The 12,336-nt window shown below is 54.7% G+C and carries 10 protein-coding genes; 7 read left to right on the forward strand and 3 right to left on the reverse strand.

Features of this window, described 5'->3' with window-relative positions:
• Nucleotides 1-28: 28 nt before the first annotated feature.
• The 4 genes from relA (at nt 29) to eno (ending at nt 6,360) form a co-directional block, all read left to right on the forward strand.
• Nucleotides 29-2,260 carry a GTP diphosphokinase gene (gene relA, locus L977_RS21070; RefSeq protein ID WP_014885048.1) on the forward strand — a complete coding sequence of 744 codons (2,232 nt, stop codon included), beginning with the start codon at nt 29-31 and terminating at the stop codon, nt 2,258-2,260.
• 66 nt (nt 2,261-2,326) lie between these two features.
• On the forward strand, nt 2,327-3,118 hold the full coding sequence (gene mazG / locus L977_RS21075; protein WP_047626873.1) for a nucleoside triphosphate pyrophosphohydrolase: 792 nt from the start codon (nt 2,327-2,329) through the stop codon (nt 3,116-3,118).
• 223 nt (nt 3,119-3,341) lie between these two features.
• Nucleotides 3,342-4,979: a glutamine hydrolyzing CTP synthase gene (gene pyrG / locus L977_RS21080; protein ID WP_014885046.1), complete on the forward strand. Its 1,638-nt coding sequence runs from the start codon at nt 3,342-3,344 to the stop codon at nt 4,977-4,979.
• Between the two features lie 82 nt (nt 4,980-5,061).
• On the forward strand, nt 5,062-6,360 hold the full coding sequence (eno, locus tag L977_RS21085; RefSeq protein WP_014885045.1) for a phosphopyruvate hydratase: 1,299 nt from the start codon (nt 5,062-5,064) through the stop codon (nt 6,358-6,360).
• A gap of 52 nt (nt 6,361-6,412) precedes the next feature.
• On the opposite strand, the gene L977_RS21090 is transcribed toward eno, so the two are convergent.
• Both L977_RS21090 and L977_RS21095 read right to left on the reverse strand, forming a co-directional pair.
• Complete coding sequence (locus L977_RS21090) at nt 6,413-7,522, reverse strand: SDR family oxidoreductase (RefSeq protein WP_047626874.1); 1,110 nt, start codon at nt 7,520-7,522, stop codon at nt 6,413-6,415.
• A 358-nt stretch (nt 7,523-7,880) separates the two neighbouring features.
• Entirely contained in the window at nt 7,881-8,705 is an 825-nt protein-coding gene (locus L977_RS21095) for a MurR/RpiR family transcriptional regulator (RefSeq protein ID WP_045281980.1), read from the reverse strand.
• Between the two features lie 165 nt (nt 8,706-8,870).
• Here L977_RS21095 and L977_RS21100 point away from each other — a divergent pair, with 165 nt between their 5' ends.
• From L977_RS21100 to queE, 3 genes are read left to right on the forward strand one after another with little or no spacing between them, the layout of a single operon-like run.
• Nucleotides 8,871-10,430 (forward strand): maltose/glucose-specific PTS transporter subunit IIC, encoded by a 1,560-nt coding sequence (locus tag L977_RS21100; protein WP_014885042.1) that lies wholly within the window; start codon nt 8,871-8,873, stop codon nt 10,428-10,430.
• The gene (locus tag L977_RS21105) at nt 10,430-11,137 is read left to right on the forward strand and encodes an N-acetylmannosamine-6-phosphate 2-epimerase (protein ID WP_047626875.1); all 708 of its coding nucleotides are present in this window, start codon (nt 10,430-10,432) and stop codon (nt 11,135-11,137) included. The genes L977_RS21100 and L977_RS21105 overlap by 1 nt, the downstream gene beginning before the upstream one ends.
• 54 nt (nt 11,138-11,191) lie before the next feature.
• On the forward strand, nt 11,192-11,863 hold the full coding sequence (gene queE / locus L977_RS21110) for a 7-carboxy-7-deazaguanine synthase QueE (protein ID WP_014885040.1): 672 nt from the start codon (nt 11,192-11,194) through the stop codon (nt 11,861-11,863).
• An 88-nt stretch (nt 11,864-11,951) separates the two neighbouring features.
• Here the strand turns inward: queE and queD are convergent, their stop codons facing one another.
• The gene (gene queD / locus L977_RS21115) at nt 11,952-12,314 is read right to left on the reverse strand and encodes a 6-carboxytetrahydropterin synthase QueD (protein ID WP_047626876.1); all 363 of its coding nucleotides are present in this window, start codon (nt 12,312-12,314) and stop codon (nt 11,952-11,954) included.
• Nucleotides 12,315-12,336 lie beyond the last annotated feature (22 nt).

Consider the following 12,336-nt stretch of genomic DNA (forward strand, 5'->3'; position numbering starts at 1 on the left):
CAGGCCCTGGTCCCTAAAGGAGAGGACAATGGTTGCGGTAAGAAGTGCACATCTCAATAAAGCTGGGGAGTTTGACCCACAAAAATGGATCGCAAGTCTGGGAATTTCCAGCCAGCAGTCGTGTGAACGCTTAACCGAAACCTGGGCCTACTGTCTTCGCACCACACAGGGTCATCCGGATGCCGATCTCCTCTTGTGGCGCGGCGTGGAGATGGTTGAAATCTTATCCATGCTGAACATGGATATTGAAACGCTGCAGGCCGCGTTGCTGTTTCCTCTCGCCGATGCGAACGTCGTGACGGAAGACGTGCTGCGTGAGAGCGTCGGAAAATCCGTCGTCGCGCTGATCCACGGCGTGCGCGATATGGCGGCTATCCGCCAGCTTAAAGCCGCGCACACCGATTCCGTCTCCTCTGAGCAGGTCGATAATGTCCGCCGGATGCTGCTGGCCATGGTGGATGATTTCCGCTGTGTGGTCATCAAACTGGCCGAGCGTATTGCCCACCTGCGTGAGGTGAAGGATGCGCCGGAAGACGAGCGCGTGCTGGCCGCCAAAGAGTGTACAAACATCTATGCGCCGCTGGCGAACCGGCTAGGTATCGGTCAGCTCAAATGGGAGCTGGAAGATTACTGCTTCCGTTATCTGCACCCGGCGGAATATAAGCGCATTGCCAAACTTCTTCATGAACGCCGCATCGACCGTGAGCACTATATCGAGGAGTTCGTCGGCGGCTTGCGCCAGGCGATGAAAGAAGAGAACGTGCGCGCCGAAGTCTACGGGCGACCTAAGCACATCTACAGCATCTGGCGCAAAATGCAGAAGAAACACCTCGCCTTTGACGAGCTGTTTGACGTGCGTGCCGTGCGTATCGTGGCGGAACGTCTGCAGGACTGCTACGCCGCGCTGGGGATCGTCCACACTCACTTCCGCCATCTGCCGGATGAGTTTGATGACTATGTGGCTAACCCTAAACCTAACGGTTATCAGTCCATTCACACCGTGGTGCTTGGCCCTGGCGGCAAAACGGTCGAAATTCAGATCCGCACCAAACAGATGCACGAAGATGCCGAGCTGGGCGTTGCCGCGCACTGGAAATACAAAGAGGGAACGTCGGGCGGGGCGCGTTCTGGTCACGAGGATCGCATCGCCTGGCTGCGCAAGCTGATTGCGTGGCAGGAAGAGATGGCCGACTCGGGCGAAATGCTCGACGAAGTCCGCAGCCAGGTCTTTGACGATCGGGTCTACGTCTTTACCCCGAAAGGGGATGTGGTCGACCTGCCAGCCGGTTCAACGCCGCTTGATTTTGCCTACCACATCCACAGTGACGTGGGGCACCGCTGTATCGGGGCGAAAATCGGCGGGCGCATCGTCCCGTTCACTTACCAGTTGCAGATGGGCGATCAGATTGAAATCATCACCCAGAAGCAGCCTAACCCGAGCCGGGACTGGCTTAATCCGAACCTGGGGTACGTCACCACCAGCCGCGGACGCTCAAAAATTCACGCCTGGTTCCGCAAGCAGGATCGTGACAAAAATATCCTTGCCGGTCGTCAGATCCTTGACGACGAGCTGGAACATATCGGGATCAGCCTGAAAGAGGCCGAGAAATTCCTGCTGCCGCGCTACAACTTCAACGAGCTTGATGAGCTGTTAGCGGCAATTGGCGGCGGCGATATTCGTCTCAATCAGATGGTTAACTTCCTGCAGGCGCAGTTCAATAAGCCAAGCGCGGAAGAGCAGGACGCGGCGGCGCTGAAGCAGCTGCAGCAGAAAACCTACGCCCCGCAGCAGCGCAGTAAAGACAATGGCCGGGTAGTGGTCGAGGGAGTGGGCAATCTGATGCACCACATTGCCCGCTGCTGTCAGCCAATTCCGGGCGACGACATCGTCGGCTTTATCACCCAGGGGCGCGGGATCTCGATCCACCGTTCCGACTGTGACCAGCTTGCCGAGCTGCAGTCCCATGCGCCGGAGCGCATCGTGGAAGCGGTCTGGGGGGAGAGCTACTCCGCCGGCTACTCGCTGGTGGTGCGTGTTACCGCCAATGACCGCAGCGGCCTGCTGCGCGATATCACCACCATTCTCGCCAACGAGAAGGTCAACGTGCTGGGCGTTGCCAGCCGCAGCGATACCCGCGAGCAGCTTGCCACCATCGATATGACCATCGAAATCTACAACCTGCAGGTGCTGGGTCGCGTGCTCGGCAAACTGAACCAGGTGCCGGATGTGATTGACGCGCGTCGTCTGCACGGCGGGTAAATACACTCTTCTGTAGGCCGGGTAAGGCTTTGCCGCCACCCGGCTTGTTTTTTAATGGAAAACACTATGACTCAAATCGACCGCCTGCTCGGCATCATGAAACGCCTGCGCGATCCGGAAAACGGCTGCCCGTGGGACAAAGAGCAGACTTTCTCCACCATCGCCCCGTACACGCTTGAAGAGACCTACGAGGTGCTGGACGCCATTTCTCGCGAGGATTTTGACGACCTGCGTGGTGAACTCGGCGACCTGCTGTTCCAGGTGGTGTTCTACGCCCGGATGGCGCAGGAAGAAGGGCGCTTTAACTTTGATGATATCTGCGCCGCTATCAGCGACAAGCTTGAGCGCCGTCACCCGCATATCTTTGGCGATGCCACCGCAGGCAACAGCGCGGAAGTACTTGCCCGCTGGGAGCAGATAAAAAGCGCCGAGCGTGCTGAAAAATCCCAGCATTCGGCGCTGGACGATATTCCTCTGAGTCTGCCTGCGCTGATGCGCGCGCATAAAATTCAAAAGCGTTGTTCCGCCGTCGGTTTTGACTGGGACTCTCTGGGGCCGGTGCTGGATAAAGTGCATGAAGAGATCGACGAGGTTATGCACGAAGCGCAGCAGGCGGTGGTGGATGAAGCAAAGCTTGAGGAAGAGATGGGCGATCTGTTGTTTGCGACCGTCAACCTTTCGCGCCATTTAGGTGTAAAAGCGGAAACCGCATTGCAAAAAGCCAATCTGAAATTCGAACGTCGTTTTCGTGAAGTGGAGCGGATTGTCGCCTCGCGCGGCCTGGAAATGACCGGAATTGACCTCCAGGCGATGGAAGAAGTCTGGCAGGAAGTAAAACGCCAGGAATCTGATCTCTAACGGAATTTTGCGATCAAGCGCAATTTGTGTGATTTTTTAAATGACAAGCGCTTGATTTGCGTCAAAAACATTTACCCAAAAGGGGCTATTTTCTCACTCCTTATGTTTGTCATGGCCTGGAATGGAGATGGAGAATGAAAGTTTGTGGCGCTCGCCGTGTTCGGGTATACTACTTTCCCGTCCTGGTTATTCCATCGTTTCACCCTAACTTCTCAGGTTCAGCATGACAACGAACTATATTTTTGTGACCGGCGGGGTCGTATCCTCTCTGGGTAAAGGCATTGCCGCAGCCTCCCTCGCAGCCATTCTTGAAGCCCGTGGCCTCAATGTGACCATGATGAAACTGGATCCGTACATCAACGTCGATCCTGGCACCATGAGCCCAACCCAACACGGGGAAGTGTTCGTTACTGAAGACGGCGCTGAAACCGATCTGGATCTTGGCCACTACGAGCGTTTCATTCGTACCAAAATGACCCGTCGTAACAACTTTACGACTGGCCGCATCTACTCCGACGTTCTGCGTAAAGAGCGCCGCGGTGACTACCTGGGCGCGACCGTTCAGGTTATCCCACACATCACTAACGCCATCAAAGAGCGTGTCCTTGCCGGTGGCGAAGGGCATGACGTAGTGCTGGTTGAAATCGGCGGTACCGTAGGGGATATCGAATCCCTGCCGTTCCTCGAAGCGATTCGTCAGCTGGCGGTAGATATTGGTCGTGAGCATGCGCTGTTCATGCACCTGACGCTGGTGCCTTACATGGCGGCTGCAGGTGAAGTGAAAACCAAACCGACTCAGCACTCTGTTAAAGAGCTGCTCTCCATCGGTATTCAGCCTGACATCCTGGTTTGCCGTTCCGATCGCGCTATCCCGGCGAACGAACGTGCGAAAATTGCATTGTTCTGTAACGTGCCTGAAAAAGCCGTTATTTCAATGAAAGATGTCGATTCCATTTATAAAATCCCGGGCCTGTTGAAATCGCAGGGCCTGGACGATTATATTTGTAAACGATTCAGCTTGAACTGTCCGGAAGCTAACCTGTCTGAATGGGAACAGGTTATCTATGAAGAAGCCAATCCGGCGGGCGAAGTGACTATCGGTATGGTCGGCAAGTACATTGAACTGCCGGATGCCTATAAGTCAGTTATCGAAGCGCTGAAACACGGTGGTCTGAAGAACCGCGTCTCCGTGAACATCAAGCTGATTGATTCGCAGGATGTTGAAACGCGTGGCGTGGAAATTCTGAAAGATCTGGATGCGATTCTCATCCCTGGCGGCTTTGGCTACCGCGGTGTTGAAGGCAAGATCGCCACTGCACGCTACGCGCGTGAAAACAATATTCCTTACCTCGGCATCTGCCTGGGTATGCAGGTTGCGCTGATCGAATTTGCGCGCAACGTAGCGGGAATGGAAAACGCGAACTCTACGGAATTTGTGCCAGACTGTAAGTACCCTGTAGTGGCGCTGATTACGGAATGGCGCGACGAAGACGGTAACGTCGAAGTCCGTACCGAGAAGAGCGATCTGGGTGGCACAATGCGTCTTGGCGCACAGGCCTGCCAGCTGTCCGACGATAGCGTGGTTCGCAAGCTGTATGGCGAATCGGTCATCACCGAGCGCCATCGTCACCGCTATGAAGTCAACAACATGCTGTTGAAACAAATTGAAGCTGCGGGCCTGCGCGTTGCGGGCCGCTCCGGGGATGATCAGTTAGTCGAGATCATTGAAGTGCCAAACCATCCATGGTTTGTTGCCTGCCAGTTCCACCCGGAATTTACTTCAACGCCGCGTGACGGGCATCCGCTGTTTGCAGGCTTCGTGAAAGCCGCCAGCGAGTACCAGAAGCGTCAGGCGAAGTAAAAAAAGTTAGAACGGCAACGCGTACCTTTGGTACGCGTTGTTTGTCTGGAGTTTTAGTTTAACTTGTACTGAGGAAAATCTAATGTCCAAAATCGTTAAAGTCATCGGTCGTGAAATCATCGACTCCCGTGGTAACCCGACCGTTGAAGCTGAAGTTCATCTGGAAGGTGGTTTCGTCGGTATGGCAGCTGCTCCATCAGGTGCTTCTACGGGTTCCCGCGAAGCGCTGGAACTGCGCGATGGCGACAAATCCCGTTTCATGGGCAAAGGCGTACTGAAAGCGGTTGGCGCTGTAAACGGTCCTATTGCTCAGGCCATCATTGGCAAAGACGCTAAAGACCAGGCTGGCATCGACAAGATCATGATCGATCTGGACGGTACTGAAAACAAATCTAACTTCGGTGCGAACGCAATCCTGGCGGTTTCCCTGGCGAACGCCAAAGCAGCAGCGGCTGCTAAAGGTATGCCACTGTTCGAGCACATCGCTGAACTGAACGGCACCCCAGGCAAATACTCCATGCCTGTACCAATGATGAACATCATCAACGGTGGTGAGCACGCAGACAACAACGTTGATATTCAGGAATTCATGATTCAGCCAGTTGGCGCGAAATCCCTGAAAGAAGCGGTACGTATGGGTTCTGAAGTGTTCCACAACTTGGCTAAAGTTCTGAAAGCTAAAGGTATGAACACGGCTGTAGGTGACGAAGGTGGCTATGCGCCAAACCTGGGTTCTAACGCAGAAGCTCTGGCTGTTATCGCAGAAGCAGTAAAAGCTGCTGGCTACGAGCTGGGCAAAGACATCACCCTGGCGATGGACTGTGCAGCATCTGAATTCTACAAAGACGGTAAATACGTTCTGGCTGGCGAAGGCAACAAAGCGTTCACCTCCGAAGAGTTCACTCACTTCCTGGAAGACCTGACCAAACAGTACCCAATCGTCTCTATCGAAGACGGTCTGGACGAGTCTGACTGGGATGGTTTCGCATACCAGACCAAAGTACTGGGCGACAAAATCCAGCTGGTTGGTGACGATCTGTTCGTAACCAACACCAAGATCCTGAAAGAAGGCATCGAGAAAGGCATCGTTAACTCCATCTTGATCAAATTCAACCAGATCGGTTCTCTGACCGAAACCCTGGCTGCGATCAAAATGGCGAAAGACGCTGGCTACACCGCTGTCATCTCTCACCGTTCTGGTGAAACTGAAGATGCAACCATTGCTGACCTGGCAGTGGGTACCGCTGCAGGCCAGATCAAAACCGGTTCTATGAGCCGTTCTGACCGTGTTGCTAAATACAACCAGCTGATTCGTATCGAAGAAGCACTGGGCGAAAAAGCACCATACAACGGTCGTAAAGAGATCAAAGGCCAGGCATAATTGCTTAAGCCTTAAATGAAAATGCCAGTCGAAAGACTGGCATTTTTTTTGGCTATTTAAAATCGACCGCCATTTGCTCCGGGATGGTCAATCCCCGGGTAGTCTGGACGCAGCGGGCGATATAATCCGTAAAACGCGGGGGTTTCGGCATTCCCATGCTGAGCAGCTTATCGTTGCTGAAGCGCACGTTCAGCGTGGCAAAGGCGCCGTATAAGCGCATCGCTCTCAGCATCAGGCGTTCGTTGCATGGACCAAAAATCGTTTTCAGCTCGCGGCGCATTCTGACCAGCGTTTCGTAGCTGACCTGCGCATATTTATCACCGACGGGCGCTTTCTCCAGCGCCTGCGCCATCGCCTGATCGATGTCTGCAAAGCGAACGCTGTTTTCTTCCCCGGCAGAAATATGCACCACCTCACCCGGACGCGCGTTGCTGCCGAGCAGCATTAACAGCGCGTCGGCGCAATAATCCACCGGCACTACGTCGATCCGGTCTTCCATTGAACACATAAACTTTTGCAGCATCAGGCCCATACTGAAGACCCAGAAGATGCTGCTCGACGGCGTGCAGCCGTGACGGGTATGGCCGACGACGATGGAGGGGCGGGCGATAAGCAGCGGCAGGTCCGGGCACTCCTGACGCATCAGCTTTTCAAGGGTTGACTTCGAATAAGTGTATTCCACCAGATGTTCAGCATTTTCTCTGAATTCAGCACTTTCCGCGACCAGTGAATCCTGCTCCGGGGTGCATGACATTGCTGTGCCTACGTGCAGGAAACGCTGCAGTCCAGTGACCTGTTCCATGCGGCGTGCCAGCGCAAGGGTACCGTCGACGTTTACCTTCCAGATAAGCGGGTTGTTTCCAAATGAGGCGACAGCCGCGCAGTTAACCACATGCGTGACCTGGTTCAGTCGCGGATCGTTCAGAAAGGCCTCCGGCTGACTGAGGTCGCCAATGAGAATATTCTCCACGCTCAGGGAAGCCAGTTTCTCCTCAGAAACGTTGAACTTACGCATGTTCTCCTGCACGCGCTCCAGCCCGCTTTGCGGATCGCCGGCGCGGGCAAGCAAAAGGAGTTTCACGGATTGATCGCTCGTCAGGATTTTTTCAAGTACTGCACCGCCCAGGAAACCGGTCACGCCTGTAATCAATAACATCTTCATTAATACCGTCTCATTATGATTGATGAGGCGGATTGTAGGCGCGCAAAAGTAAACGGCATTTAAATAATAAATCGCCGAAACAGGCAGCATCTTAAGCTTATTTTAAGGAAAGGAAATCAGGTGGAGATATTGGACATTGCGGAAAGGTGAAAAATTCAATTTATAAATAATTATATTTCAAATTTATGATTTGTATGTATTTTTATGATGCAGGGTTAGGGTGGTTACAGCATAGAAAATGTAATAAATAAAATATTTTGTTACACCAAACATTTATCTGGAAAATAAATTAAATTTTGCTTAAGGGAAATTGAGTAACGTAAAAAGCAGGCTAGTTTATGTAGCCTGCGTAATATTTTCAGAGCAGCAAAGGAAGCGTAGCGCTGGCTGTTTGCTGGCTAACATCCGCGTAATGGTTGTCCAGCGTAATAAGAGTGGTGGTCAGCAATTCGACCAGCAGCATGACACCCACCTTTGCATTGAGCGCGCCAGCGCTAAGCGGGCCTTCTGGCTTGGCGGCTACCAGTTGCATATCACTCAGGGAAGCCAGCGGGCTACGTGGCGTGTTGCTGAGCGCCAGAACCTTTACGCCGCGCTTGCGGGCCAGTTTCACCACATGAAGTAAATCCCGCGTAGAACCGGAACTGGAGATAGCCACGACCAGCGTTTCAGCCGAGAGCGTTGCCGCATTCATGGCTGCGCGGTGCATGTCGCTAAATAACTGTGCGGGTTTACCCAGCCTTAATAACTTGTAATGCAGATACTCACCGAGGATTGCGCTGGCCGCGACGCCATAGATCTGCACGGATTGCGCCTGATGCAGTGCCAGTGCGGCTTTTTCAAGCAGCGCCCGGTCCAGGAGCCTGGCGGTATCCTGCAGAGCCAGGATTGACTCATCCACCACGTTATCAATTTCATCCCCGGCCTCTCGCGCGGGCTGACCCTGCTGAATATCCAGCGCCAGCGCCATTTTGAATTCGTTATAGCCCTTGCAGCCCAGCGTCCGGCAAAGACGCGTCACGCTGGCCTCGCTGGTGTGACTCTCGCGCGCCAGTTCCGTGATCGTCAGGTAGAGCACTCGGGCGGGATCGCTGAGGACAAACTCGCCGAGTTTTTGTTGTGTTGGGCTGTACCCGGAAGCCTCCTGGCGGAGCTTCAGCAGCAGATTTTCATGGTCCGACATGCCAGGTCCTTAATGCGTTTCTCTGTGACTAGTGTGACGGAAAGCGGGGGAAAGATGCCAGTCATTTTGAAAAAGTATGATCGGTCTCCTGGTTTTTGATGATAATTTTCACTATTAAATATTTATATGGTAAAAATTTTCATCAATAAATGAGGGGATGAAAAAATGATGCAAATGTTCAGTGGAGCCTCTTCGGGGGGATGGTTTGAAAAAGCGCAGCGCTTCGGCAAATCGTTTATGTTGCCCATCGCCGTGTTGCCTGCGGCGGGTCTGCTGCTTGGGATAGGCGGCGCGTTGTCGAATCCCAATACGCTGACGGCCTATCCGTTTTTAGATGTGGGCTGGCTGCAGGCGGTTTTCACCATCATGAGCAGTGCAGGTTCCATCGTATTTGCGAACCTCTCGGTGCTGTTTGCGGTTGGGGTGGCCGTTGGGCTGGCAAAAAGTGATAAAGGCACGGCAGGGCTGGCGGCATTACTGGCGTTTCTGGTGATGAACGCCACCATCAACGCGCTGCTGATCCTTACCGGCAAACTGGCGCAGGAAAACCCGGGGGCCGTGGGGCAGGGGATGACGCTGGGGATTCAGACGCTGGAAACGGGTGTATTTGGCGGCGTGGTGATTGGTCTCGTGACCTGCGCGTTGCATCACCGGTTTAATAAAATTGCCCTTCCGCAGTTCCTGGGCTTCTTTGGCGGCTCGCGCTTTGTCCCGATTATCAGCTCGCTGGCGGCGATACTCGTCGGCGCGCTGATGACCGTGGTCTGGCCGCATTTCCAGAAACTGATCTTTGGTCTGGGCGGGCTGGTAGACGCCACAGGTTATTTGGGCACCCTACTGTACGGCTTCATTTTACGCATGCTGGGCCCGTTCGGGTTGCACCACATCTTCTATCTTCCGTTCTGGACCACGGCCCTTGGCGGCAGCGAGATCGTCAATGGTCATCTGGTGGAGGGTACGCAGCGGATCTTCTTCGCCCAGCTGGCCGACCCGACGACGCGTCAGTTTTATGAAGGTACGTCGCGCTTCATGTCTGGGCGCTTTATTACGATGATGTTTGGCCTGCTCGGCGCGTGTCTGGCGATGTACCACACGGCAAAACCCGAGAACAAAAAGCGCGTTGCCGGGCTGCTGCTCTCTGCGGCGTTAACCTCATTCCTGACGGGCATTACCGAGCCCATCGAGTTCTCCTTCCTGTTTATTGCGCCGGTGCTTTACGTCATCCATGCGCTGTTTGACGGGCTGGCGTTCATGCTCGCACACATGCTGCATATCACCATCGGGCAAACCTTCTCCGGCGGTTTTATCGACTTCGTGCTGTTCGGCATTTTGCAGGGGGAGGCCAAAACCAACTGGATGTTCGTTCCGCTGGTCGGCGTGCCGTGGTTCTTCCTTTACTACTTCACCTTCCGCTACCTGATTAACCGTTTTGATTTCGCCACGCCGGGCCGTGAAAAGACGGCGATGGTTGATGAAGTGAGTCTGCCGCAAAGCGAGCGCGCTGCGGCGGTGATCGCCGGATTAGGTGGAAAAGACAATCTGGACGAGGTGGACTGCTGCGCCACGCGCCTTCGCGTCACGGTCAAAGACGGCAGCAAGGTGGATGACGCGGCGCTGAAAGCGACCGGCGCGCGCGGCGTTATCGTGCGTGGTAACGGGGTTCAGGTCATTTATGGCCCGCACGTCACCATTATCAAAAACGAAGTGGAAGAGATTTTATCGTAATGAAAACTGTACTGGATAACCTGAAGGGAAAACTGGTCGTCTCCTGTCAGGCGCTGGAGAATGAACCGCTGCATAGCCCGTTTATTATGTCGCGGATGGCGCTGGCGGCGGCGCAGGGCGGGGCCGCTGCCATTCGTGCCAACAGCGTGGTGGATATCGAGGCCATTAAGCAGCAGGTCTCTTTGCCTGTCATCGGCATCATCAAACGGGATTACCCGGAAAGCGAAGTGTTTATCACCGCCACGATGAAAGAGGTGGATGAGCTCATGGCCGTCGCTCCGGAAATCATAGCCCTTGATGCCACGGCCAGGGAGCGTCCCGGTGGGGAATCCCTGGAAACGCTGGTCATGCGCATCCGCTCGCGCTACCCCTCGGTACTGCTGATGGCGGATATTTCCACCGTGGACGAAGCCGTGACGGCGCAGGCGCTGGGCTTTGACTGCGTCGGCACGACGCTTTACGGCTATACGGCGGAAACGGCAGGCCATTCGCTTCCGGAGAACGACTGCGCGTTCCTGAAGGCCGTGCTGGCTGCCGTGACGGTTCCCGTGGTTGCCGAAGGGAACGTGGAAACGCCTGAACGCGCGGCCCGGTGCCTGGCGCTGGGTGCGCACACGGTCGTCGTCGGTGGCGCGATCACCCGTCCACAGCAAATTACCGAACGGTTTATGGCGGCGATTAGCGCGCAAAGCACCGATGGAGCATGACCATCCGGCGGGGATCTGCGATACTTATCGTTTATCCCCTTAACTGAGATGACTATGCAGTACCCGATTAACGAGATGTTCCAGACCCTGCAAGGCGAGGGTTACTTTACCGGTGTTCCCGCTATCTTTATTCGTTTACAGGGATGCCCGGTTGGCTGTGCCTGGTGTGATACCAAACATACGTGGGATAAGCTCGCAGATCGGGAAGTGTCGCTGTTTAGCATTCTGGCGAAAACCAAAGAGAGCGATAAGTGGGGCGCGGGCAGTTCAGAAGATCTGCTGGCGATTATTGGTCGTCAGGGCTGGACGGCGCGCCATGTGGTGATCACCGGCGGTGAACCCTGCATCCACGATCTGACTCCGCTGACCGAGCTGCTCGAAAAGAACGGCTACAGCTGCCAGATTGAAACCAGCGGCACCCACGAAGTGCGCTGCTCTCACTCTACCTGGGTGACGGTTTCGCCAAAAGTGAATATGCGCGGCGGGTATGACGTGCTCTCTCAGGCGCTGGAACGCGCGGATGAGATTAAGCACCCGGTAGGGCGCGTGCGCGATATCGAAGCGCTGGACGAACTGCTGGCGACGCTGACGGATGAAAAGCAGCGGGTGATTGCCCTGCAGCCTATCAGCCAGAAAGAAGATGCGACGCGTCTGTGTATTGAAACCTGCATCGCGCGTAACTGGCGCCTGTCCATGCAAACGCACAAGTACCTGAATATAGCCTAAAAAAAAGCCCGGTGGCGCTTGCGCTTACCGGGCCTACGGTTCGGGCCTCTTGTCGGCCGGGTAAGGCGAAGCCGCCACCCGGCAAACATCACTCTCCGCGATACACGCAGCCTGCCGTGCAGGTCTCTTTGATCATCACCGCGCTCAGCAGCGGTACCAGCGGCTTCATCTGATCCCAAATCCATTTTGCCAGCACTTCGCTGGTCGGGTTTTCAAGGCCCGGGATCTCGTTCAGATAGTAGTGATCCAGACGGTCGTAGGTCGGTTTAAACGCGGCCTTCAGTTCGGCAAAATCCATGATCCAACCGGTATGCGGATCAACTTCACCGGTGATCTCAAGACGCACCATAAACGAATGCCCGTGCAGACGGCCACATTTATGCCCTGCAGGAACATGCGGAAGGTGGTGGGCGGCTTCGAAGGTGAAATCTTTAAACAGTGTGGTGGACATGATCGCTCTCAGTAATGCGGAA

Origin of the sequence: Enterobacter sp. ZOR0014, from assembly GCF_000798855.1 — a bacterium.
GTDB classification, from domain to species: Bacteria; Pseudomonadota; Gammaproteobacteria; order Enterobacterales; family Enterobacteriaceae; genus Enterobacter; species Enterobacter kobei.

Excerpts from the sequence above, each read along its gene's own strand:
- relA (WP_014885048.1), top strand. The coding sequence starts at position 29 with ATGGTTGCGGTAAGAAGTGCACATCTCAATAAAGCTGGGGAGTTTGAC.
- mazG (WP_047626873.1), top strand. The coding sequence starts at position 2,327 with ATGACTCAAATCGACCGCCTGCTCGGCATCATGAAACGCCTGCGCGAT.
- pyrG (WP_014885046.1), top strand. The coding sequence starts at position 3,342 with ATGACAACGAACTATATTTTTGTGACCGGCGGGGTCGTATCCTCTCTG.
- eno (WP_014885045.1), top strand. The coding sequence starts at position 5,062 with ATGTCCAAAATCGTTAAAGTCATCGGTCGTGAAATCATCGACTCCCGT.
- L977_RS21090 (WP_047626874.1), bottom strand. The coding sequence starts at position 7,522 with ATGAAGATGTTATTGATTACAGGCGTGACCGGTTTCCTGGGCGGTGCA.
- L977_RS21095 (WP_045281980.1), bottom strand. The coding sequence starts at position 8,705 with ATGTCGGACCATGAAAATCTGCTGCTGAAGCTCCGCCAGGAGGCTTCC.
- L977_RS21100 (WP_014885042.1), top strand. The coding sequence starts at position 8,871 with ATGATGCAAATGTTCAGTGGAGCCTCTTCGGGGGGATGGTTTGAAAAA.
- L977_RS21105 (WP_047626875.1), top strand. The coding sequence starts at position 10,430 with ATGAAAACTGTACTGGATAACCTGAAGGGAAAACTGGTCGTCTCCTGT.
- queE (WP_014885040.1), top strand. The coding sequence starts at position 11,192 with ATGCAGTACCCGATTAACGAGATGTTCCAGACCCTGCAAGGCGAGGGT.
- queD (WP_047626876.1), bottom strand. The coding sequence starts at position 12,314 with ATGTCCACCACACTGTTTAAAGATTTCACCTTCGAAGCCGCCCACCAC.